Genomic DNA, 21,720 nt, shown 5'->3' on the forward strand with positions numbered 1-21,720 from the left:
CGACGAATTCGACGCGACGGTTGCGAGCCGTAGGCAATGCGCGGAACGCATCGGCACGAACGCGTGGGCATGCCCACCCTACGTCAGGCGACCGTCAACCTTGCAAGGACGTATTCGGCAGCGACGCAATAAACGTACTCCCCTGCCCCGGCGTCGAGCTGATCTTGAGGCGTCCGCCATGCCGCAGCAGCACGTGCTTGACGATCGCCAGTCCCAGGCCCGTGCCCTGCGTCTCGCGCGAGCGGCTCTTGTCCACCCGGTAGAACCGTTCGGTCAGGCGCGAGATGTGCTGGGGGTCGATGCCGATGCCGCAGTCGGCGACGACGAACTGCAAATCGTCCTCGCCGCGGCGCCAGGACAGTGCAATCGTGCCGCCCTGCGGCGAGTAGCGCACCGCGTTCGAGGCCAGGTTGGCAAAGGCGCTGCGCAGTTCTTCCATGCTGCCCATGACATCCGGCCCGTCGATGGCGACCAGGATCTCGTGCCGCCCGCCGGACAGCGCGCGCGCTTCAAGCGCCACCGATTCGACCAGCGCAGCCACGTCGACCCGCTCGCGGCGCAGCGGGAATTCGTCCGACTCCAGGCGCGACAGGGTCAGCATGTCTTCGATCAGGCGCTGCATGCGCTGGCCCTGCTCGGTCATCAAGGTCAGGTGCGCTACGCGCGTCGCCGCATCCATGCCGGGGTCCGACAGCGCGATCTCCAGGAAGCCGACGATCACGGTCAGCGGCGTGCGCAGTTCGTGCGAAGCGTTCGCGATGAAGTCGCGCCGCATCGCCTCGACCCGCTCGGTGTCGGTGGCATCGTGCGTGACCAGGATCTGGCGCCGGTTCTCGAAGGGGATCATGCGGCATTCGATCTTGCGGCCGCGTATCGACAGGGTCAGCGGCTGTTCGTAGCGCCCGAGGATGATGTAGTCGATGAAGTCGGGATGGCGCACCAGGTTCGTCACGCGCAGGCCCTTGTCGCGCTCGATCGTCAGGCCCAGGTGGCGCTCGGCCGCCGGGTTGCACCATTCCAGGAAGAGCACGTCGTCCATGATCGCCACGCCTTCGGGCAGCAGGTGCATGGCCTGCCGAAAGCGGGCCAGCCATTCGGCCAGTTCGGACTGGTTGCGCTCGTCCTCGCGGCGCATGCGGTACAGGCGCGCAAAGACGTCGGTCCAGGCGCCCCAGCCGTCGGGCAGGCGTCCCGATTGCGGGTCGTTCAGCCACTCGCCCAGCTGGTGCAGGTAGGACAGCTGGACGAACAGGGCAACGATGGCGCCGGCCAGCGCCAGCGACAGGCCGGCAACCGGCCCCGCCATCCACCAGAGGACGCCGGCGGCAACGAACACGGTGGCCAGGCGCAGCAGCGCCGGCACCCAGAACAGCAATTTGGGATTCATCGGGCCTTCGACTTGTTTAACACTGCGTCATTTTTCGGAAAGCATGTAGCCGACGCTGCGCACCGTGCGGATCAGGCCTTCGGCGCTTTTCAGGGCCTTCCTCAGCCGCAGCACGTGCACGTCCACCGTGCGCTCCTCGATGACGGCATGGTCGCCCCAGACTTTGTCGAGCAGCTGGGCGCGCGAGAACACGCGCTCGCGGTGCGCCAGCAGGAACTTGAGCAGCTTGTATTCGGCGTTGCCGATGTCGACGCCCTGCCCCTCGATCGTGACCGTACAGCTGGCCGGATCGAGCACGACGGCGCCGGCGCGCAGCGGCGCCTCGGCCAGGTGAGGACTCTTCCGGCGCAGCAGCGCACGCGAGCGGGCCAGCAGTTCGCGCGGCGAAAACGGCTTGGTCACATAGTCGTCGGCGCCCGTATTCAGGCCGGCCAGCTTGTCTTCTTCCATGCTTTTCGCGGTCAGCATGATCACCGGGATGTCCTGGAAATCGCGATCCGCGCGCAGCCGCGCCAGCAGGCGCAGGCCGCTCTGGTCGGGCAGCATCCAGTCGAGCAGCAGCAGGTCGGGTTTCCCCTGGCGGATGCTGTCCCAGGCCGCGCCCGTCGTGCCCACCGACTCGATCGCCCAGCCGGCTTCGCGCAGCGAGTAGCTCACCAGCTCGACGATGGCCGGTTCATCCTCGACCACCAGTACGCTCGTAGTCTGCATCCCTCAGCCTTCCTGTGCCACGGGTTTGCTATGACGGATGTCCCGTCCTTCGACCACGTAGATCACGTATTCGGCGATGTTCTTCGCATGGTCGCCGATGCGCTCGATCGCTTTCGCCACCCACAGCGTGTCCAGTGCCGAGGAGATCGTGCGCGGGTCTTCCATCATGAAGGTGATCAGGTTGCGCAGGATAGTGCGGAACTCGTGGTCGATGACCTCATCTCCCGCGATGATCCCCATCGCCTGCTTGCCGTCCAGGCGCGCAAAGGCGTCGAGTGCATCGTGCAGCAGGTCGGACGTATTCTTGCCGATCGCGCGGATCATGTCGTAATGGGCAAAGCTGGTGGCGCCACGCTCGTGCAGGCTCTTCGCCGTGCGCGCGATCTTGCTGGCTTCGTCGCCGATGCGCTCGAGGTCGGTGATGACCTTGATCGTGGCCATGATGGTGCGCAGGTCGTTCGCGGCCGGCTGGCGGCGGACGATCAGGTGGCTGCAGGCATCATCGAGCTGGACTTCGAGCTGGTTGACCGCGTGGTCGTCCGCCATCACCTTGTCCGCCGCCGCGAGGTCGCCGACCCGGAAGCAGTTGAGTGCCTGTTCGAACTGGGTTTCCACCATGCCGCCCATCAGCAGGACCTTGGAGCGGATCGCTTCCAGTTCCTGGTCGTATTGTTTGGATGAATGCTCGCCAATCATGCTGCTCTCCTAGTTTTGGGGGTGGAACCGCGATCACGCTCTGCCCGCCGCTGACGCGATTCTTTTCTATCTTTTTTAAGGGGCGCTTAACCGAAGCGGCCCGTGATGTAATCTTGTGTCTCTTTACGGCCCGGGTTCATGAACAACTGATCCGTCTCGCCGAATTCCACCAGTTCGCCCAGGTACATGTATGCAGTGTAATCCGAGCAGCGCGCCGCCTGCTGCATGTTGTGGGTCACGATGGCGATCGTGTAGTCCTGCTTCAGTTCGCTGATCAGCTCTTCGATCTTGGCCGTCGAGATCGGGTCCAGCGCCGAGGTCGGCTCATCGAGCAGCAGGACGTCCGGCTTCACCGCCACGCCGCGCGCGATGCACAGGCGCTGCTGCTGGCCGCCCGACAGCGACAGGCCGCTCTTGTTGAGCTTATCCTTCGCCTCTTCCCACAGTGCCGCCTTCTTCAGCGCCCATTCGACGCGCTCGTCCATCTCGCCCTTCGACAGGTTTTCGTAGAGGCGCACGCCGAAGGCGATATTGTCGTAGATCGACATCGGGAACGGGGTCGGCTTCTGGAACACCATGCCGATTTTCGCGCGCAGCATGTTCACGTCGACGCCCGGCTCGAGGATGTTCCGGTCGCGGTACATGATCGAACCTTCGGCACGCTGGCCCGGGTACAGGTCGTACATGCGGTTCAGGGTGCGCAGCAGGGTCGACTTGCCGCAGCCCGACGGGCCGATAAAGGCCGTCACCTGTTTTTCATGGATGTCGAGCGAGACATTCTTCAGGCTCTGCGTTTTACCGTAGAAGAAATCCAGGCCGGAGATTTCGATGGTCTTGGTCTTCGTCGACGCTGCCGGGGTTGCCATTGCTTGGGTCATGTTTATCACGATACTTGTTTGGCCGGGTTAGCGCGGGGTCTTCTGGGTGAAGACGGTGCGCGACAGGATGTTCAGGAACAGCACGGTGAAGGTCACCAGCAAGGCGCCGCCCCAGGCCAGGGCGCGCCAGTCGTCATAGGGACTCATCGCGAACTGGTAGATCACGACCGGCAGGTTGGCCAGCGGCGCGTTCATGTCGGTGCTGTAGAACTGGTTGTTGAGGGCCGTGAACAGCAGCGGCGCGGTCTCGCCCGAAATGCGGGCCAGGGCCAGCAGCACGCCGGTGATCACGCCCGCCTTGACGGCGCGCAGGCGCACCAGCATCGCCACTTTCCAGCGCGGCGCACCCAAAGCAAAGGCGGCTTCGAGCAGGCTGTTGGGCACGAGGCGCAGCATGTTGTCCGTCGTGCGCACGACCACGGGAATCGCGATCAGCGACAGTGCGATGGTGCCGGCATAGCCCGAAAAGTGCTTGGCGTTGGCCACATACAGCGCGTACACGAACAGGCCGATCACGATCGACGGCGCCGACAGCATGATGTCGGTGACAAAACGCGTGACCTGGCCGAAGCGGTTGGTGCTGCCGTATTCGGCGAGGTAGATGCCGGCCAGGATGCCCACCGGCGTGCTGATCAGGGTCGACAGGCCGACCATCATCAGGCTTCCGACGATGGCATTGCGCAGGCCACCGCCCTCGCCGCCCGGCGCCGGCGTGTCGCCGGTGAACATCAGGGTCGAGACGGCGGAGAGGCCGTTGGCCAGCAGGGTCCACAGGATCCAGCCGAGGAAGGCCAGGCCGATCGCCATCGCCAGCACCGACAGCGCGATGCCGATGCGGTGCCCAAGCAGGCGCTTGCGGTAGACAGGATTTTTCGAATTCATTATTTCGTGCCTTCCTTGCGGGACATCCCCGCCAACATCAATTTCGCAGCCGACAGCACGATGAAGGTGATGCCGAACAGGATCAGCGCCAGTGCGAACAGCGAGGACACGTGCAGCGGCGAGGCGGCTTCGGCGAATTCGTTGGCCAGGGTCGAGGAGATCGAGTTACCAGCCGAGAACAGCGACCAGCTCAACTCGTGCGCGTTACCGATGACGAAGGTCACCGCCATCGTCTCGCCCAGCGCCCGGCCCAGGCCCAGCATCACGCCGCCGACCACGCCGTTACGCGTATAAGGCAGCACCACCTTGCGCACCACTTCCCACTTCGTGCAGCCCAGGCCGTAGGCCGATTCTTTCAATACGGCCGGCACGATCTCGAACACGTCGCGCATCACCGACGAGATAAACGGAATGATCATCACCGCCAGGATCAGGCCGGCCGTCAGGATGCCGATGCCCATCGTCGGGCCCTGGAACAGCTGGCCGATCACGGGCAACTGGCCGATCGTCTCTTTTAAAAATGGCTGGACGTGGTCGGCGAACAGCGGCGCGAACACGAACAGGCCCCACATGCCGTAGATGATCGAAGGCACGCCGGCGAGCAGCTCGACCGCCGTGCCCATCGGGCGGCGCAGCCGCGCCGGGCAGATTTCAGTGAGGAAGAGCGCGATGCCGAAGCTGATCGGGAAGGCGACGAGCAAAGCGATCAGCGAGGTGGCGATCGTGCCCCAGATCGCGATCAGGGCGCCGAACTTGTCCTCGACCGGATCCCATTCGACGGTGGTGATGAAGCTCGCGCCGAACTCCCTGAAGGCGGGCGCGGCGCCGATCGCCAGCGAAACGATGATGCCAAGCAGGGCGAGCAGCACGCTGGCCGCGAACAGCAAAGTGATCTTATGGAAGAGGAAGTCCTGGATGCGCTGGTTGCGCATGGTCTTGCGCAGGGCGGCGTACTGGAGGTCGACGGTGCCGGCGTCATTGGCGGCCGGCTTGTCGATGGCGACGGAAGGTTGTGCGCTCATGTGCTGTTCTTATAGTGTACTGCGAGGAGGACCGCCGCGCACCGCGGGTGCGGCGGTATCCAGGTTCATGCGGTCCTTACCAGATCGCCTTGCCGGCGCCATCCTTCAGGTTCACGCGCCAGGCGTCCTGCACCAGCTTGGTGACGGCGTCGGGCATCGGCACGTAGTCCAGCTCGCTTGCAGCGGCATCGCCGTTTTTATACGCCCAGTCGAAGAACTTCAGCACTTCCTTGCCTTTGGCCCCGTCGGCCTGCGCCTTGTGCACCAGGATGTAGGAGGCGCCCGTGATCGGCCAGCTGGCCTTGCCCGGCTGGTCGGTCAGCACCACGGCAAAGCCCGGCGCCTTGGCCCAGTCGGCGCTGGCGGCGGCGGCTTTGAAGGCCGCGTCGTCCGGCTGCAGCCAGGCGCCGTCGTGGTTTTGCAGCTGGGTGTGCGCCATCTTGTTTTTCTTGGCATAGGCCCATTCGACGTAGCCGATGCCGCCCTTGATGCGCTGCACGTTGGCGGCCACGCCTTCGTTGCCCTTGCCGCCTACGCCCGTCGCCCATTTCACGGCGGTGCCGGCGCCGACCTTCAGCTTCCAGTCGGGGCTGGCCTTCGACAGGTAATCGGTGAACAGGAAGGAGGTACCCGAGCTGTCGGCACGGTGCACGACGGTGATGTCTGCCGCCGGCAGCTTGACGCCCGGGTTCAGCGCGGCGATCGGCTGGGCATTCCACTTGGTGATCTTGCCGAGGAAGATATCGGCCAGCACCGCGCCGGTCAGCTTCACCTGACCCGGACCGACACCCGGCAGGTTCAGCACCGGCACCACGCCGCCCATCACGGCCGGAAACTGGAACAGGCCGGCAGCCGCCAGCTCGTTCGCAGGCAAGGGCATGTCGGACGCACCGAAGTCCACGGTGCCCGCCTTGATCTGCTTGATACCCGCGCCCGAGCCGACCGACTGGTAGTTCAGGCCATTGCCGCTGGCGGCCTTGTACATTTCCGCCCACTTCGCGTAGACCGGATAGGGAAAGGTGGCGCCGGCCCCGGTCATGTTCACGGCCTGGGCGGAGGCTGCGAAGGTGGCGAAGGTGGCAGCAGTGAGTGCGATCGAGACGAACCAGGGCTTCATGCGCATATCGAATTCCTTTGAGTGGGGGCGCAGGCTGCGCCCCGGTATTGCTGCGCAGTCTAGCGGCCGAATATGACAAGTTGATGACATCGACAGCCCGGTATGTCATCGAATCGATGACATACGGCGTGGCCCTGTCATCTTCCTGTTTCAGTTCGGTGTCAGGCGCATGACATTGCCGCGCAATCGAGCGGTGGCGCCATAGTGCCGCGATGTGGGAATGACCGTCACACAATTGATATCGTCTATACAGGCGGCACCAAAACGCGGCGCCGGCGTCGGGCGAACCGGGCCGCAAATTTAGGGGCTTTTCACTCTTGTAAATACACTGGCGGCTGCTATGCTCAAAGCGTAGTCACTACACGGAGCGATGCTGAAGAGCGTTTGGTATTTATGTGGAATATGTTTGTATTTGCAATTTTATCGGGCATGGTCGGCCTCATCGCCTACGAAATTTTCCAGGAGATCGGTGGCAGTTCAGAAGCCCTGCATGACCACTATCACGAATAGTGCCCTACCCGCTTTGCGGGACACGTAAAAAAAGCGGCGAGGCCCAATGGGCGCTCGCCGCTTTCGTTTTAACGGCCGCGCGAGCGCACGCAGCGCAAACGCGGCATTGGCAGCAGTATGGCGCGGCCGCCTGGTTCGCTTAACGGAGGAAGCGCGACAGTGCTGTCATGGCGGCCAGTTCCAGGTTCAGGAACTGGAGCCCGACCTTGAATTCGCCATTGCTGAGGATGCAATACTGGGTGCACGCCCGGGACTGGATCGGGACCACATTGCCTTCGACCAGCAAGTCGAAGCGCATCTGGACCGTTTGACCGGTACCGAGCGGCTGCGGCACGTTCACGCTGACGCCCTTGGCGCTGACATCGGTCGTGCGCCCCATCACCGGGGCGCTGCCTTCGAAGACCAGCATGGCCCGGGTTTTCAGTATCTTGCGTTGGGACTGCCTTTGATCTGCTTGCACGGTACGCCTGGTCGGTCAATTCAAGGCGCAATTATATGCAAGATGGCTGAACCTGGCAGCCCAGGTCGCGTATTAGTCCAGCTCGCGCAGCTTGGTAAACGCCTGGTCGATACGCTCGACCGCGATGATGTTCATGCCCTCGATCTTTTGCTTCGGCATATTCCCCTTCGGGATCAGCGCGATCGAGAAGCCGAGCTTGGCCGCTTCCTTCAGGCGTTCCTGGCCGCGCGGGGCCGGGCGGATCTCGCCGGCCAGGCCGACCTCGCCGAACACCACGAGACCACGCGGCAGCGCCTTGTTGCGCATCGAGGAATTGATCGCCAGCAGCACCGCCAGGTCGGCTGCCGGTTCGGCAATTTTGACCCCGCCGACGGCGTTGATGAACACGTCCTGGTCGAAGGCGGCGATGCCGGCATGCCGGTGCAGCACGGCCAGCAGCATCGCCAGCCGATTTTGTTCCAGACCCACAGAGAGCCTGCGCGCGTTCGGCAGATGGCTGGCGTCGACCAGCGCCTGGATTTCCACCAGCAGCGGCCGCGTGCCCTCCTGGGTCACCATCACGCAGGAACCGGGCACCTGGTTGTCGTGCTGCGACAGGAACAGCGCCGACGGGTTCGACACCCCTTTCAAGCCCTTTTCCGTCATCGCGAACACGCCCAGCTCGTTCACCGCGCCGAAGCGGTTTTTAATGGCGCGCACCAGGCGGAAGCTCGATTGCGTATCGCCCTCGAAATACAGCACGGTGTCGACGATGTGTTCCAGCACGCGGGGACCGGCCAACGCGCCCTCTTTCGTCACGTGGCCGACGAGGATGATGGTGACGCCGGTCTGCTTGGCGACGCGGGTGAGTTGCGCCGCGCATTCGCGCACCTGCGACACCGAACCCGGCGCCGCGGTGAGCGCGTCCGAATACAGGGTCTGGATCGAGTCGATCACCGCCACTTCCGGCTTCAAATCGGCCAGCGTACCGAGGATTTTCTCGAGCTGGATCTCGGCCTGCAATTTGAGGTCTTTCGCCTCCACCTGCAGGCGGCGCGCGCGCAGCGCGATCTGGGCGCCGGATTCCTCGCCGCTCACATATAAGGTGCTGCGCGTCGCGGCCAGGTTGGCCAGCGCCTGCAGCAGCAGGGTCGACTTGCCGATGCCCGGGTCGCCGCCGATCAGCACCACGCCGCCCGCGACCAGGCCGCCGCCCAGCACGCGGTCGAATTCCTCGATGCCGGTGCCGAAGCGCGGCACGTCGACGGCGTCGATGTCGGCGAGCGACAGCACCGGCGCGGTCTGCGCCAGTGCCTTGTGGTTCACCGCCTGCGACATGCGGTTCACGCCGCCCGTCTCCACCGTCTGCTCGACCATCGTGTTCCAGGCCTTGCAATCGGCGCACTGGCCGGTCCAGCGGCTCGTGACGCTGCCGCATTCGCTGCAGACGAACTGTGTTTTTGCCTTAGCCATGGGTACCCAGACGTCCTTCCGTGATGCGCACGCGCGCGGCGAGTGCGCACATCAATTCATAGCCGATGGTGCCGGCGCTTGCCGCCACCTCGTCGATCGGCAGGCCATCGCCCCAGAGGGTAACCTGGCTGCCGACGCGGGCGTTCCGGATCGGGGTCAGGTCGACCGTCATCATGTCCATCGAGACGCGTCCCACCACGCTGGTGCGCACGCCGTCGACGATCACCGGCGTGCCGTGCGGCGCGTGGCGCGGGTAGCCGTCGGCATAACCGCAGGCGACCACGCCGACCTGCATCGGGCCGCTCGCCTCGAAACGGCTGCCGTAGCCGACGGTGTCGCCCGCCACCAGGTTCTGGATCGCGATGATCTCCGAGGTGAGCGTCATCGTCGGGCGCAGGCCGTAATCCTGCGCCGTGCGCCCGCCGCCGGGCGTGCCGCCATACAGCATGATGCCGGGACGGACCCAGTCGTTCTGCAGCGCCGATTGCAGCTCCGCCTGGTGCAGCACCCCGCCCGAATTGGACAGGCTGCGCTCGCCCTCCAGCCCTTCCGAACCGGCGCGGAAACGCTGGACCTGGTCGGCAATGGCCAGGCGCGGATGTTCGAGCTCGTCGGCGTTGGCGAAATGGGTCATCAGGGTGATGTTGCGCACGCCCGGAATCGCGCGCAGCCGTTTATAGGCGGCCGCGTATTCTTCGGGCCTGAAGCCGAGACGGTTCATCCCGGTATTCATTTTGAGGTGGACGTCGATCGGGCGGTAGAGCTGGGTGTACTCGAGCATCTTGATCTGCTCGATCGAGTGGACCGTGCTGTTGATATTGTGTTCTGCCAGCAGCGGCACGTCGGTTGCGTCGAAAATGCCTTCCAACAGCAGGATCGGCTTGATCCAGCCGAGTTCGCGCAGGCGCAGCGCGTTCTCGGTTTCGATCAGCGCCAGGCCGTCTGCCAATGCGAAGCCCTTCATGCCGCGCTCGAGGCCATGGCCATAAGCATTCGCCTTGACGACGGCCCAGACTTTCGCCTCCGGGGCGCAACTGCGCGCGCGGGCAAGGTTATGCTGCATCGAATCGAGATGGATGGTGGCGCAGAGCGGGCGTGGCATGGAGGTATTTGGGCGAAAAAGCCGGTCGGGCGAAAGCGGATATTTTACCGGACTGGCCCGTATTTTGCCCGTGTTTTGCCCGACCTTTGCCCGTCCGTTTCTTTGGCTTGCCGTTCTTTCATGGTATAAAGCAACCCACTCTTGTTTTCTGACTCACTCGAATGAATCGTGGTTTCTATACCATCATGGCGGCGCAGTTTTTCTCGTCGCTGGCAGACAATGCGCTGCTGTTTGTAGCCATTGACGTGCTGGTGTCGATGCACGCCCCGGCGTCCCTCACCCCGCTGCTCAAGCTTTCATTCGTCCTGTTCTACGTGCTGCTCGCCGCCTTCGTCGGCGCCTTCGCCGATTCGCTTCCCAAGGGCCGCGTCATGTTCATCGCGAACCTGATCAAGGTTTTCGGCTGCGCGCTGATGTTCCTGACCGTGCACCCGCTGGTGGCCTACGCCGTCGTCGGCTTCGGCGCGGCCGTGTATTCGCCGGCGAAATACGGCATCCTGACCGAACTGCTGCCGCCCGAAAAACTCGTGGCCGCGAATGGCTGGATCGAGGGCCTGACCGTTCTCTCGATCATCTTCGGTACCGTGCTGGGCGGCGCCCTGGTCAGCGCCAAGGGCTCGGCCCTGCTGCTGGGCTTCGACTTCCCGCTGATCGATACCGGTATCGACACCACGAGCGAGGCGGCGATGGCGGTCGTGGTCGTGATCTACCTGGCAGCGGCGCTGTTCAACCTGCGCATCCCGGAAACCGGCGCGCGCTACGAACACCAGGAACGCAATCCGGCCACGCTGATTTCGGACTTCGCGAACTGCTCGGCCACGCTCTGGAAGGACAAGCTGGGCCAGATCTCGCTGGCCGTCACCACCCTGTTCTGGGGCGCGGGTGCCACCTTGCAGCTGATCGTGCTGAAGTGGGCCGAGCGCTCGCTGCACATGCCGCTGGATAAAGCCACCAGCCTGATCGGCGTGGTCGCGATCGGCGTGGCGATCGGCGCCGCGCTGGCGGCCCAGATCGTCCCGCTGAGGAAGTCCCTGACCGTGATTCCGATGGGCATCCTGATGGGCCTGGTCGTGACGATCATGGTGTTTGTCCATAACGTCATCATCGCCTACCCGCTGCTGGCCCTGATCGGCTTCCTGTCGGGCTTCTTCGTGGTGCCGATGAACGCGCTGCTGCAGCACCGCGGCCACGTGCTCATGAGCGCGGGCCACTCGATCGCCGTGCAGAACTTCAACGAGAACCTGTCGATCCTGACCATGCTGGCGCTGTACGCGATCATGATCACGCTGAACCTCGACCTGAACGTGATCATCGTGATGTTCGGGCTGTCGATCGCGGGGGTGACCTTCATGATCATGCGGCTGCATCAGCGTAACCAGGCGCAGCATGATTCGCTGGCGCTGATTGGGGAGCACAAGCACTGAAACGTGCTTGCCCCGCGGCGTCGTTATCGGCTGGCGGGGGCGTGCGTAACGCGTGGGCACGAGTGCCCACCCTACGTTACACGACTGCCTGCCATGCAAATTTTGTTTGCAGTATACTAAGTTTTACCAAACAATATTTCGCATATTGTCGTTGGCGCTGCGCGCTTCGGCCCGCTCGCGCCAGTCGTTCGGGACGATGAATCCGCGCTCGACCTCTTCCACCAGGCCCGGCGCCGCGCGCACCACGGCCACCAGCACCGGCGAGGCATTCGTCTCGAACTGCGCTTCCAGCTCCGCATGCAACTGGGCCCGATTCAGGAGCCACTCCGCCTGCCCCGCCCGGAACGGCGCCAGCCATTGCAGCTTCGGCAGGATCAGAAAGGCGTCGGCGCCGAGCGTATCGAGTTCGCCCAGCGCGCACCAGAAGCCGCGGCAGTGGCCGGCGGTGATGCCGCTCATCGCGGGCCAGCTGCCGGCGGGATAGAACAGCCAGCCCTTGACCAGCGCGCGCGCCGAAGTCACGGGATGCGGCAGCAGCGGCTGGGCTGCGGGATGGGACCCCAATTCCAGCTGGCGCCCGAAGATCTTGCGCATCTTCGCGCCCAGGCTGTCGGCCAGGTTCGGTCCGACCAGGGCATCGAACTCCTGCCCGGCTTTTCCCTGCAGCAGGTAGAACTTGGTGGCGAATTCGATGTGTTCGAGGGCGTCGGGACCGGACTCCAGCAGGAAGTCGAACTCGCCGACCGTGTCGTTGCGGTTCGCGCGGATCTGCAGGCCGTGGGCCACCAGCCGTCCCTGCTCCTGGAAATAGAAGGCCATCAGCTTTTCGGCATACAGGCCGAGGCGCGTGTAGACGCGCGGACCGAGGGCGGCGTCGAGCGGCGCCGGGTCGTGGTCGAGCTCGCGCAGCCAGCGCTCGACTTCAGGCGTCACCGGGCCGGTCGAGGCGATCCGGCCCTGCCAGTGCGGCGCGCCGGCGTCGAGCAGGTCGGGGGAGTCGAGCAGCCAGGCCAGCGCGCGCACCCGGGCCCGCCGCAGGTGTCCCCAGCGGCGGTGGAAGGCGGCCTGGTAGCTAGCGGCGCCGTCCTGCATCCGAAGCTCGCTCATCGAAAGCTTGCCCATCGAGGGCGCGCGCGCGGCACAGGTCGGCCCAGGCCAGCGCCTTGTCGCCGCCGCGGCGCAGCAGTTCGCCCGGATGCAGGGTCGCCACCAGCGCGGCCTTGCCCAGCGTGTGCGCCTTGCCGCGGGTGCCCGCCAGCGGCTCCTGCAAGGGCTGGCCGAGCAGGCCGTTGGCGGCGATCTGGCCGAGGGTCAGCACGACGCCGGCGCCGGTCAGTGCCAGTTCGCGCTCGAGGAAGGGACGGCAGGCCGCCGCTTCGTCGGCCGTGGGGGCGCGGTCGCCACCGTTGGCGGAGCTTGGGCGGCACTTGACCAGGCTGGTGACGTAAACATCCTGCCCGCGCGCCAGGTCGACGGCGGCGAGCATGTTGTCCAGCAGCTTGCCGGCCTCGCCCGCCAGCGGCGTGCCGGCCTGTTCGTCGGCGGCGCTGGTGGCGCCGGCGGCGACCAGCCAGCGCGCCTGCATCGCGCCGGCGCCGTACACGGGTTTACGGCCGGGTTTACGGCCCGTGCAGTCGCCGCAGCGGGTGCAGCGGGCGATCGCGGTGCGCAGCTCGTCCCAGTCCATGGCGGCAATCGCCTCAAGACTGTCGCCCTGCTCTTCTTCGACGGGCGCGGGAGCCGGAGGCGTCCAGGCCGGCGGTGGCGGCGCGGTCGTCCTCGGAATCTCGCCCCAGGCCGGGTCGCGCGGCGGCGGCGGGATGATCGCGGGCGCTGGGGCGCGGGGCGCCGGCACCGCCGGGACCACGGCAGGCGCCTCTGCCTGCACCTGGTCCGGCTGGGCAGCCTCTTGCCCTCCCTCCGGCTGCGCCGGCACGCTGCGCAAGCGCCATAGCGGCGTGATGCCCATCTCGGCCAGGAAGACTTCGTCGCGTTCGTTCAGGTTCATACCGCATGCCTCATCACGATGGCGTCCTCGCGCTTGCCCTCATGGGCCGGATAATAGCCCTTGCGCCGTCCGATCTCGACAAAGCCATAGCGCCGGTACACGGCCAGCGCGCGTTCGTTCGACGGGCGCACTTCGAGCAGCACCGATTCGGCGCCCATCTCCTTTGCCCGTGCGCACAGGGTATCGAGCAGGTGGCGTCCCAGGCCCGTGCCATGGCGTTTGCCGGCGACGGCCACGTCGAGCAGGTGCGCTTCGTCGAGTGCGTACATCAGGAGAAAATAGCCCGCCAGCTCGCCGGCCGGGTCGCGCAGCAGCCAGGCGTCGTAGCCGGCCTGGACGGAATCGCTGAAGTTGGTGCGGCTCCACGGATGGGGAAATACGCTGCATTCGAGCGCGTGGACCTCGTCGACATCGTCCAGCGTCATCGGCACCAGCGCGAGGCCGGCCGCAGGGCAGGCAGCGGCAGCCATCATGGCTTCGCCCCCGCGGCCTTGGCCGCATTGATCACCTGGCGCTCGGCGCTGGTGTAGGCGACCTTGTTGCGCAGGTAGAGCGGCTGGGCCTGCGCGGCCGGCACGGCCTGCCCCGTCGCCAGCGCGGCCGCGCCGATGCGGGCGAGGTCGCGCGCGTGCGGCACGATGGACGCGTCGGCCTGCGCGGCGAACGGTTTGCCGGCAAAGGCGTCGGGATAGGCCGCGAAGCCGTTGCCGCAGGCTTTGAGCCCATCGGCCGCCAGCGGCTCGACCGCCTCGGGACCCGAGAGAACAGGTTCCACCACGACCTGCCAGCTGCCCTCGAAACGGTATTGCGCCCAATAGACTTCGTTCATGCGCGCGTCGAGCACGGCCAGCACCTCGGTCGCGCCGTGGGCGGCGCGGCAGGCCTCGGCCATCGCCTCGAGCGTCACCAGCGGCAGCACCGGCAGGTCGGCGCCGAAGGCCAGGCCCTGGGCCACGCCGCAGGCGGTGCGCACGCCCGTGAACGATCCCGGCCCGGCGCCGAAGGCGATGGCATCGACCTCGTTCAGGCGCACCTGCGCTTGCGCCAGCAGTTCCTGCACCATCGGCAGCACGGATTGCGAATGGGTGCGCACGCCGCCGGATTCGCGCGACAGGGTGGTGTCGCCGGACAGCAGCGCGCAGGAAGCGAGTTCGGACGAGGTTTCGATGGCAAGGATGATAGGCATGCGCTATTTTAACCCGCCGCGCCCGGCCCCGGCCATGGCGTCCTTGGCCGGGATCGGCGCGCCGGGGTAGAATCCGCCCATGCATTCCCTGACCCTGGATACCACCAACCGCGACCAGCTCGCCGCCTCGATCGGCGGCGGCCGCTGGATCGTCGCCTGCCTGTGCGCCGCCTGGTGCGGCACCTGCGGCGGCTACCGCGCCGCCTTCGAGAGCCTGGCGGCGCGCCACCCGGACAAAACCTTCGTCTGGATCGACATCGAAGACCAGGCCGACGTCGTCGGCGACCTCGACGTCGACAATTTCCCGACCCTGCTGCTGCAGCGGGGCGACACGGTGGCCTTCTTCGGCACCATGCTGCCCGACGCGCTGCTGGCGGAGCGCCTGGTGCAGGCCCAGGCCGAACTGCCCCCCGAGGAACTGGTGCGCCTGGCCCAGTCGAGCCAGGAACGGCGCGACTGGCAGCGCGACTGCAATTTGCAGACCCTGCTGCGCCAGGCCGGTTGAGGATAACCGGAAATACAGGCAGGCGCGCGAATTGATAGCGGTGCCGAATAAACGATGCCGGCCCCGATCATCCCTTCCGGATTATCTCAGGCATAAAAACATTTATCGAAATAAAGAAAAGCCGGGCAGCGCCAATATGCATTGGCGACGCCCGGCTTTTCTTTATTACCGCCCCGCTTCCGGGATATCGCGTGCGAGCGCGTTATCAGCGGAAAGCGGCCACGATTTCCTTTTCGCGACTATTAACGCGGCGTGGTCGTGGTGGTCGTGCGATGAATATGTTCTTCTTTCTTGCGGCGCAGGCCGAGCAGGCCAGCCAGGCCCAGCAGGCCGATCCAGCCGTAGTCATGGTCTTCTTTTTCGCGCACCGGGACCGTTTGCGTGGTCGTCGTACTGGTGGCGGCGGGATCGGTGGTGGCCGTGTTTTGCGCCTGGGCCGGCAGCGAGAAAGCGGCGGCCATCGAGATGGCGAGAACGGCGGTGCCTGCAATGGTATTAAGTTTTTTCATATTCCACTCCTGGGTTATAAAGATCGGTTTTAATTAAGGTAGAGCGAGAATATCGCGCAACTCATGGTCGCAGGATGATGTGCTTCACTTGCGAGGCCAGTATAGTCAAGATGCCAAGACGGCTGCGTTCGCTAGCCTTTCGGAAATAACCGGGCTTCGTTCATTTTTTTACCCGCGAAGCATCCGAATAAATACACCGGCATTCCGCTCTTCCTTATTACCCAGCGCCGTCCTTATTACCCAGTGCCGTCACTATTTACCTGCCCGGCTACTCAGGCCAGCCGCAGCGGCAGGCTGCGCAGCCGCTTCCCCGTCAGCTTGAATACAGCCGCCGCCACGGCAGGCGCCACCGGGGGCACGCCCGGCTCGCCCACGCCCTCCGGCGGCTCCGCGCTCGGCACGATCACGGTTTCCACCAGCGGCGCCTGGCCCATGCGCAGCACCGGATAGTCGCCGAAATTCGACTGCTGCACGCGGCCATCCTTGAGCGTGATCTCGCCGCCGAGCGCCGCCGACAGCCCGAACACGACCGCCGACTCCATCTGCTGGGCCACGATGTTGGGGTTGACCACGATGCCGCAATCGATCGCGCAGACGACGCGGTGCACGCGGATCTCCGTGCCTTCGACCGAGACCTCGGCCACCTCGGCGACGATGCTGCCAAAAGACTGGTGCAGGGCCACGCCATGGGCACGGCCCGCGGCCGGCGCGCCGGCCTTCGCCAGCGCCGCGTCGAGTACCGCCAGGTGGCGCGGGTGCCCTTTCAATAACGCGCGCCGATAGGCCACGCCGTCCTGGCCCGCCGCATGCGCGACTTCGTCCAGGAATCCCTCCTTGAAGAAGGCATTGTGCGAGTGGCCGACCGAGCGCCAGTAGCCGAGCGGCACCGCGCTGTCGACGATCACGTGGGCGATGCGCTGGTTCGGGATTTCGTACTGCATGTCGTACTCGCCCTCGGCCGTCGTCTTGTCCGGCCCCATGCCCGGCAGGCCGAGGTTGCGCGGGAAGTACTGGTGGCCGATCGCGCCGCTGGCCGACTTGTTGTCCCAGGCCAGCAGCTTTCCTTTTGCATCGAGGCTGGCCGTGAAGCGCGCCAGGGCGGCGGGACGGTAGACGTCGTGGGTGGTGTCGTCTTCGCGCGTCCAGATCAGCTGCACGGGTTTCCCGCCCGCGGCCATGGCCACGGCCACGGCCTGCGCCACCATGTCGCCTTCCAGCCGGCGCCCGAAGCCGCCGCCCAGCAGCATCACCTCGATCGTCACGCTTTCCCTCGCCACGCCCGCGACTTTCGCCGCGACGTCGACCGCGATGCTCGGCACCTGGGTCGAGGCCCAGAGGTGGACCTTGCCGTTTGCGACCTGGGCGGTGCAGTTCACCGGTTCCATCGTCGCATGCGCCAGGAAAGGCGCGCGGTATTCGGCCGTCACCGTTTTCGCGATGCCCGCCACATCGCGGATGCCGCTTTCGTAATAGGCAAAACCGGATTCGTTGTCGAGGGCATCGGCAAAGCCCTTGAAGATGCCCTCCGAAGACAGCCCCTTGCCCGCTTCCTCGTTCCAGGTCACGTGGAGCGCGGCCGCGGCGGTCTTCGCCTGCCACCAGCTCTTCGCGATCACGGCGACCCCGGCCCCGGCGCCGGCATAGGGCCCGAGCGAGGCCGAGACGTCGGCCACGCCGACCACGCCCGGCATGGATTTCACGGCCACCGCGTCGAACGAGGCCACGCTCGCGCCGACCACGGGCGCCATCTTCACGGCCGCGTACAGCATGCCGGCCGGGCGCGCGTCGATGCCGAAGCGCGCGCTGCCATCGACTTTGGCCGGGCTGTCGCGGCGCGGTACGGGTTTGCCGATCAGGCGGAACGCGCGCGGATCCTTCAGGCGCACGTCGCCGGCATCGATCCCGGCGCCGACTTGCGCCGCGCGCGCGGCCAGGCTGGCGTAGGAGGCGCGCCGGCCATCCTTGTGGATCACGAAGCCATCCTCGGTGCGCAGGTCGCGGACCGGCGCCTTCCAGTCTTCGCTTGCCGCCTTGACCAGCATCGCGCGCGCCACGGCGCCCGCTTCCCGCATCGGCTGCCAGGCATCCTTCACGCTGGTCGAGCCGCCGGTGAACATGATGCCCAGTTCGCGCCCGATTTTCGCCAGCACCCATTGGGTGCCGTCCTTCACGTTGCCGCGATCGTCGGGATGGAAGGGCAGGTTCTCGCGCAGCACGGCCAGGTTGCCGAAGATCTTGTCGATCGGCGCCTGGGCGATTGCGACGCCATGCAGCGGCACGTCGAGCTCCTCGGCCACCAGCATTGGCAGCGCCGTGTGCACGCCCTGCCCCATTTCGCTGCGCGGCACCACGACCGAGACCGTGCCGTCGGGCGCGATCGCGATCCAGCCGTTCAGGGCGACCGCGCCATTCGTCACCGGCAGCGGTTCGCTCGTGTGCAGGCGCTGGCGCGGCGGGCGCGTGCCCCAGCCGACCAGCAGCGCGCCGCCGGCCACCAGGCCGCCGAGCAGGAAGCGCCGGCGCGCGCGCCGTTTGGCGATTGCCCCTTCTGGTACCGGCTCAGGTGCCGACTTCGCGGCCGCCGTGTTCGTGTCTCTCATTATTCCCGTTTCCCCATGTGTCGAGCAGCTCGTCCGGCGCCGCCGGCCGGCCGTACAGGTAACCCTGTGCGCGCGTGCAGCCGTGACGCAGCAGGAATGCCGCCTGTTCTTCGTTTTCCACCCCCTCGGCGATGACCGAGAGGTTCATGCTTTTTCCGAGCTGGATGATCGCGATCGCGATCGCCTCGTCGTTCGCATCGAGGGCAATGTCCTTGATGAAGCTGCGGTCGATCTTCAGTACGTCCACCGGCAGCTGCTTCAGGTAGGCCAGCGACGAATAGCCGGTGCCGAAATCGTCGATGGCAAGCCCCACGCCAATGGCATGCAGTTCGTGCACGAAAGCCAGCGCGTCGCCGGTATTCATGATCACCGACTCCGTCACTTCCAGCTGCAGCCGGTGGGGCGCCAGCCTGGTCGCGGCCAGGGTGTGCGATACCAGCGGCGCCATCGTTCCGCGCTCGACCTGGCGCACCGACAGGTTGACCGCCATCTTCGGAACGATCAATCCCGCCTCGTCCCAGCGCACCATCTGGCGGCAGGCCTCGACCAGCACCCATTCGCCGATCTGGTTGATGAAACCGGTGTCCTCGGCCATCGGAATGAAACGCACCGGGCTGACGTGGCCGAGTTCCGGATTATGCCAGCGCACCAGCGCCTCGACCCCGATCAGGCGGCGGGTCTCGATGTCGACCTGCGGCTGATAATGGAGAAAAATCTCCTGGCGGTCGATCGCGCGCCGCAGCAGCGCTTCCATGCGCAGGCGCTCGACGCCTTCGCCATCCATGGCCGGTGCATAGAACTGGTAGCCGTTCCTGCCGCGCGACTTGGCCTGGTACATGGCGACGTCGGCGTTCCGTACCAGCAGGTTCGCGTCCTCGCCATCGCCCGGGAACAGGCTGATGCCGATCGAGCCGGTGAGGAACAGCTCGTGGCCGGCGACGGTGAAAGGCTGCTCGAACAGGGCCATCATTTTCGATGCCACCTGGCCGGCGCCGTAGCTGCCGTCGACGTCCTCGAGCAGGACAATGAATTCGTCGCCGCCCAGGCGTGCCAGCGTGTCGCCCTCGCGCAGGCGCGCACCGAGCGCTTGTGCCACGTGCTTGAGAAGTTCGTCGCCGACGTGGTGGCCGAGCGTGTCGTTGACGTTCTTGAAGCGATCGAGGTCGATGAACACGACGGCCAGCTGCTGGCTTTCCCGCGCGGCGCGGCCGATCGCATGCAGCAGGCGGTCCTGGAACAGCAGGCGGTTCGGCAGGCCGGTCAGCGGATCGTGGTGCGCCAGGTAGTCGAGCTTCTCCTGCGATTCCTTCAGGCGGGTGATGTCGCTGAAGACGCCCACGTAATGGGTGACGCGGCCGTCGTCGCCGCGCACCGTCGACACGGTGAGCCACTCGAGGAAGGTCTCGCCGTCCTTGCGCGTGCTCCACAGCTCGCCGCGCCAGAAGCCGGTGTCGCTCAGCTGGCGCCACATCGTCCAGAAGATGTCCTGGTCCTGGCCCGTGGTGCGCGTCACGCTCCAGGACTTGCCGATGACATCCCGGGCATCGTGGCCGGTAATGTGGGTGAAGGCGGGATTGACGGTGACGATCGTGCCAAGCACGTCGACCACCATCACGCCGTCGGCGATGTGCTCGAGGACGGTGGCGGACAAGCGCAGTTTTTCCTCGTTCTGCTTGCGCTCGGAGATGTCGGCGAAGACCCAGACATTGCCCGCCTCGGGCCGGCCGGCATCGATCGCGCTGCCGCTCACCAGGCACCACAGCAAGCTGCCGTCGCGGCGCCGGAACTGGCGCTCGTGGCTGGCATCTTCGCCGCGCGCCAGGCGCGGGAAGAATTCGCCCTCGGCCCGGGCACGTTCGCCCGCATTCACGAACAGGACCGACGCCGGCAGGCCGAGCATGCTGCCCTCCGGGTAGCCGAAGAGCTGCTCGCTGCGCCGGTTCACCGACACGATGCGCCGCTCCCGCGTGAAGACGACGCCGAACATGACGTTGTCGAGGATCGCGCCCTGCTCGGCGAGCAGCGCGCCGATGCGCATCTCATTGTGTTTGCGCTCGCTGATGTCGGAGATGATCCCGTCGACCCAGACCGCGCTCTCGCCTTCCCGCCCCTGCGGCTGTCCGCTCTCGAGCACCCAGTGCTCGACCCCGTGGACATCGACAATCCGGTATTCGGCCTCGTAGCTGCGTCCGGAAGCAAGCGCATCGCGCATCAACTGGCTCTGCCGCTGGCGGTCCTCCTCGCGGATCAGGCCGGTCCAGAGTCCGGTGCCGCCACGGATGACCTGCGCCGCCGGATAGCCGCAGATGTCTTCGATGGCGTCGCTGACGAAATCGATCGTGCCGCCCGGATGGGCCCGGAAGACGGCGCCGGGCACCTGGGTGACGATGGTGCGGAACTGCTCCTCGCGCCGCGCCACGTCTTCGAACAGGGTGCGGATCGCCACGCGCATGCGTTCCATCTGGATGCCGAGGCGTCCCAGTTCGCCCTCGACGTCGAGCCGCAGCGGCGTATCGAAGTCGCCGCGCGAGAGACGGTCGGAAAAACCGGCCAGGGTGCGCAGCGGCGCCTGCAGGCGGCGCCGCAGGAAGGCGAGGATGAGCAGCAGCGACACTGTGACCTGGACCGCCAGCACCAGCGCGTAGTTGCGCTGCTTGCGGTGCAGCTCCTGCCCGGCGCGCAGGTCGTCCATCTCGATCGTCAGGTCGCCGATGCGCTCGCCCTGCATCACGATCTGGCGCTCGGCGCGCAACACATGGCCCCGGGCCCGCTCGGGCGCGCGCACGTCGATGAAACCGGTGTCGCCCTGGCCTCGCACCTGGATCCGTACCACCGACGGGTCGCGCATCACGGAGTCGACCAGCGAGCGCGCGGCGCCGGCATTCATGTTCCAGAGCGATTCCTGCACGCCCAGCGCGAGGATCTCGGCATTGCGCTGCAGGGTTTCGTTGAGTTCGGCGGCCGTGTTGCGGCGCTCCTGCACCACGAGCAGGAAGTAGCTGGCCAGCAGCGCGGGAATGACGAGGCCGCCGACGACGACCATCAGCATGGCGCCGTACACCGACCTGGTGTAGAGCCGGCTTATTCTCGACGTCAATCGGCTCGGATCAATCGGTGGCATGGTCGTGGCCGCAATGGTTGGCGCCGGGGTCGCCGGCCTGGGTCGGGAAGATGCTCACGCCAGGGATTATGCATGTAAATATTGCCGTAAGCCACCAGATCAGGCTGGCCTGCGGCGCCGGAAACCGGCGGTTGCCACAGGCGCGAACCC

The 21,720-nt window shown here is 65.9% G+C and carries 19 protein-coding genes; 2 read left to right on the forward strand and 17 right to left on the reverse strand.

The window, feature by feature from the left end; all coding sequences use genetic code 11:
- Positions 1-94: 94 nt before the first annotated feature.
- From phoR to alr, 10 genes are all read right to left on the reverse strand, one after another.
- The gene (phoR, locus tag AC1MEM_RS19710; RefSeq protein WP_499473375.1) at positions 95-1,387 is read right to left on the reverse strand and encodes a phosphate regulon sensor histidine kinase PhoR; all 1,293 of its coding nucleotides are present in this window, start codon (positions 1,385-1,387) and stop codon (positions 95-97) included.
- A gap of 27 nt (positions 1,388-1,414) precedes the next feature.
- On the reverse strand, positions 1,415-2,098 hold the full coding sequence (locus AC1MEM_RS19715; RefSeq protein ID WP_499473377.1) for a response regulator: 684 nt from the start codon (positions 2,096-2,098) through the stop codon (positions 1,415-1,417).
- A 3-nt stretch (positions 2,099-2,101) separates the two neighbouring features.
- Entirely contained in the window at positions 2,102-2,794 is a 693-nt protein-coding gene (gene phoU / locus AC1MEM_RS19720; protein ID WP_499473379.1) for a phosphate signaling complex protein PhoU, read from the reverse strand.
- An 86-nt stretch (positions 2,795-2,880) separates the two neighbouring features.
- Positions 2,881-3,672 carry a phosphate ABC transporter ATP-binding protein PstB gene (pstB, locus tag AC1MEM_RS19725; RefSeq protein ID WP_499473381.1) on the reverse strand — a complete coding sequence of 264 codons (792 nt, stop codon included), beginning with the start codon at positions 3,670-3,672 and terminating at the stop codon, positions 2,881-2,883.
- 27 nt (positions 3,673-3,699) lie between these two features.
- Entirely contained in the window at positions 3,700-4,554 is an 855-nt protein-coding gene (gene pstA, locus AC1MEM_RS19730; protein ID WP_499473383.1) for a phosphate ABC transporter permease PstA, read from the reverse strand.
- A complete protein-coding gene (gene pstC / locus AC1MEM_RS19735; protein WP_499477700.1) occupies positions 4,554-5,486 on the reverse strand; it encodes a phosphate ABC transporter permease subunit PstC in 933 nt (310 codons plus the stop codon). Before pstC ends, pstA begins: the two co-directional genes overlap by 1 nt.
- A 166-nt stretch (positions 5,487-5,652) precedes the next feature.
- Complete coding sequence (pstS, locus tag AC1MEM_RS19740; RefSeq protein WP_499473385.1) at positions 5,653-6,699, reverse strand: phosphate ABC transporter substrate-binding protein PstS; 1,047 nt, start codon at positions 6,697-6,699, stop codon at positions 5,653-5,655.
- A 643-nt stretch (positions 6,700-7,342) separates the two neighbouring features.
- Entirely contained in the window at positions 7,343-7,612 is a 270-nt protein-coding gene (locus tag AC1MEM_RS19745) for a PilZ domain-containing protein (protein ID WP_499473387.1), read from the reverse strand.
- 123 nt (positions 7,613-7,735) lie between these two features.
- On the reverse strand, positions 7,736-9,115 hold the full coding sequence (gene radA / locus AC1MEM_RS19750) for a DNA repair protein RadA (RefSeq protein WP_499473389.1): 1,380 nt from the start codon (positions 9,113-9,115) through the stop codon (positions 7,736-7,738).
- Complete coding sequence (gene alr / locus AC1MEM_RS19755) at positions 9,108-10,217, reverse strand: alanine racemase (RefSeq protein WP_499473391.1); 1,110 nt, start codon at positions 10,215-10,217, stop codon at positions 9,108-9,110. Before alr ends, radA begins: the two co-directional genes overlap by 8 nt.
- 161 nt (positions 10,218-10,378) lie before the next feature.
- Here alr and lplT point away from each other — a divergent pair, with 161 nt between their 5' ends.
- A complete protein-coding gene (gene lplT / locus AC1MEM_RS19760; protein ID WP_499473393.1) occupies positions 10,379-11,641 on the forward strand; it encodes a lysophospholipid transporter LplT in 1,263 nt (420 codons plus the stop codon).
- A 123-nt stretch (positions 11,642-11,764) separates the two neighbouring features.
- Here the strand turns inward: lplT and AC1MEM_RS19765 are convergent, their stop codons facing one another.
- Genes AC1MEM_RS19765 through tsaB form a run of 4 tightly spaced genes read right to left on the reverse strand, consistent with a single transcriptional unit; the run spans position 11,765 to position 14,835 of the window.
- Positions 11,765-12,748, reverse strand: coding sequence for a DUF1853 family protein (locus AC1MEM_RS19765; protein WP_499473395.1), 984 nt, complete (start codon positions 12,746-12,748; stop codon positions 11,765-11,767).
- The gene (locus AC1MEM_RS19770) at positions 12,714-13,649 is read right to left on the reverse strand and encodes a uracil-DNA glycosylase (RefSeq protein WP_499473397.1); all 936 of its coding nucleotides are present in this window, start codon (positions 13,647-13,649) and stop codon (positions 12,714-12,716) included. The genes AC1MEM_RS19765 and AC1MEM_RS19770 overlap by 35 nt, the downstream gene beginning before the upstream one ends.
- The gene (gene rimI / locus AC1MEM_RS19775; RefSeq protein ID WP_499473399.1) at positions 13,646-14,122 is read right to left on the reverse strand and encodes a ribosomal protein S18-alanine N-acetyltransferase; all 477 of its coding nucleotides are present in this window, start codon (positions 14,120-14,122) and stop codon (positions 13,646-13,648) included. Before rimI ends, AC1MEM_RS19770 begins: the two co-directional genes overlap by 4 nt.
- Positions 14,119-14,835 carry a tRNA (adenosine(37)-N6)-threonylcarbamoyltransferase complex dimerization subunit type 1 TsaB gene (tsaB, locus tag AC1MEM_RS19780; RefSeq protein WP_499473401.1) on the reverse strand — a complete coding sequence of 239 codons (717 nt, stop codon included), beginning with the start codon at positions 14,833-14,835 and terminating at the stop codon, positions 14,119-14,121. The genes rimI and tsaB overlap by 4 nt, the downstream gene beginning before the upstream one ends.
- 79 nt (positions 14,836-14,914) lie before the next feature.
- Between tsaB and AC1MEM_RS19785 the strand changes: the two genes are divergently transcribed.
- Positions 14,915-15,340: a thioredoxin family protein gene (locus AC1MEM_RS19785; protein WP_499473403.1), complete on the forward strand. Its 426-nt coding sequence runs from the start codon at positions 14,915-14,917 to the stop codon at positions 15,338-15,340.
- A 242-nt stretch (positions 15,341-15,582) separates the two neighbouring features.
- Here AC1MEM_RS19785 and AC1MEM_RS19790 read toward each other — a convergent pair whose 3' ends face one another.
- The 3 genes from AC1MEM_RS19790 to AC1MEM_RS19800 form a co-directional block, all read right to left on the reverse strand.
- Positions 15,583-15,849 carry a WGxxGxxG family protein gene (locus AC1MEM_RS19790; protein ID WP_499473405.1) on the reverse strand — a complete coding sequence of 89 codons (267 nt, stop codon included), beginning with the start codon at positions 15,847-15,849 and terminating at the stop codon, positions 15,583-15,585.
- 272 nt (positions 15,850-16,121) lie between these two features.
- Complete coding sequence (locus tag AC1MEM_RS19795) at positions 16,122-18,449, reverse strand: xanthine dehydrogenase family protein molybdopterin-binding subunit (protein WP_499473407.1); 2,328 nt, start codon at positions 18,447-18,449, stop codon at positions 16,122-16,124.
- Complete coding sequence (locus AC1MEM_RS19800) at positions 18,409-21,570, reverse strand: EAL domain-containing protein (RefSeq protein WP_499473409.1); 3,162 nt, start codon at positions 21,568-21,570, stop codon at positions 18,409-18,411. Before AC1MEM_RS19800 ends, AC1MEM_RS19795 begins: the two co-directional genes overlap by 41 nt.
- Positions 21,571-21,720: the final 150 nt, after the last annotated feature.

It is taken from the genome of Telluria sp. AIW5 (assembly GCF_056680575.1).

Excerpts from the sequence above, each read along its gene's own strand:
- phoR (WP_499473375.1), bottom strand. The coding sequence starts at position 1,387 with ATGAATCCCAAATTGCTGTTCTGGGTGCCGGCGCTGCTGCGCCTGGCC.
- AC1MEM_RS19715 (WP_499473377.1), bottom strand. The coding sequence starts at position 2,098 with ATGCAGACTACGAGCGTACTGGTGGTCGAGGATGAACCGGCCATCGTC.
- phoU (WP_499473379.1), bottom strand. The coding sequence starts at position 2,794 with ATGATTGGCGAGCATTCATCCAAACAATACGACCAGGAACTGGAAGCG.
- pstB (WP_499473381.1), bottom strand. The coding sequence starts at position 3,672 with ATGACCCAAGCAATGGCAACCCCGGCAGCGTCGACGAAGACCAAGACC.
- pstA (WP_499473383.1), bottom strand. The coding sequence starts at position 4,554 with ATGAATTCGAAAAATCCTGTCTACCGCAAGCGCCTGCTTGGGCACCGC.
- pstC (WP_499477700.1), bottom strand. The coding sequence starts at position 5,486 with ATGCGCAACCAGCGCATCCAGGACTTCCTCTTCCATAAGATCACTTTG.
- pstS (WP_499473385.1), bottom strand. The coding sequence starts at position 6,699 with ATGCGCATGAAGCCCTGGTTCGTCTCGATCGCACTCACTGCTGCCACC.
- AC1MEM_RS19745 (WP_499473387.1), bottom strand. The coding sequence starts at position 7,612 with ATGCTGGTCTTCGAAGGCAGCGCCCCGGTGATGGGGCGCACGACCGAT.
- radA (WP_499473389.1), bottom strand. The coding sequence starts at position 9,115 with ATGGCTAAGGCAAAAACACAGTTCGTCTGCAGCGAATGCGGCAGCGTC.
- alr (WP_499473391.1), bottom strand. The coding sequence starts at position 10,217 with ATGCCACGCCCGCTCTGCGCCACCATCCATCTCGATTCGATGCAGCAT.
- lplT (WP_499473393.1), top strand. The coding sequence starts at position 10,379 with ATGAATCGTGGTTTCTATACCATCATGGCGGCGCAGTTTTTCTCGTCG.
- AC1MEM_RS19765 (WP_499473395.1), bottom strand. The coding sequence starts at position 12,748 with ATGAGCGAGCTTCGGATGCAGGACGGCGCCGCTAGCTACCAGGCCGCC.
- AC1MEM_RS19770 (WP_499473397.1), bottom strand. The coding sequence starts at position 13,649 with ATGAACCTGAACGAACGCGACGAAGTCTTCCTGGCCGAGATGGGCATC.
- rimI (WP_499473399.1), bottom strand. The coding sequence starts at position 14,122 with ATGATGGCTGCCGCTGCCTGCCCTGCGGCCGGCCTCGCGCTGGTGCCG.
- tsaB (WP_499473401.1), bottom strand. The coding sequence starts at position 14,835 with ATGCCTATCATCCTTGCCATCGAAACCTCGTCCGAACTCGCTTCCTGC.
- AC1MEM_RS19785 (WP_499473403.1), top strand. The coding sequence starts at position 14,915 with ATGCATTCCCTGACCCTGGATACCACCAACCGCGACCAGCTCGCCGCC.
- AC1MEM_RS19790 (WP_499473405.1), bottom strand. The coding sequence starts at position 15,849 with ATGAAAAAACTTAATACCATTGCAGGCACCGCCGTTCTCGCCATCTCG.
- AC1MEM_RS19795 (WP_499473407.1), bottom strand. The coding sequence starts at position 18,449 with ATGAGAGACACGAACACGGCGGCCGCGAAGTCGGCACCTGAGCCGGTA.
- AC1MEM_RS19800 (WP_499473409.1), bottom strand. The coding sequence starts at position 21,570 with ATGCCACCGATTGATCCGAGCCGATTGACGTCGAGAATAAGCCGGCTC.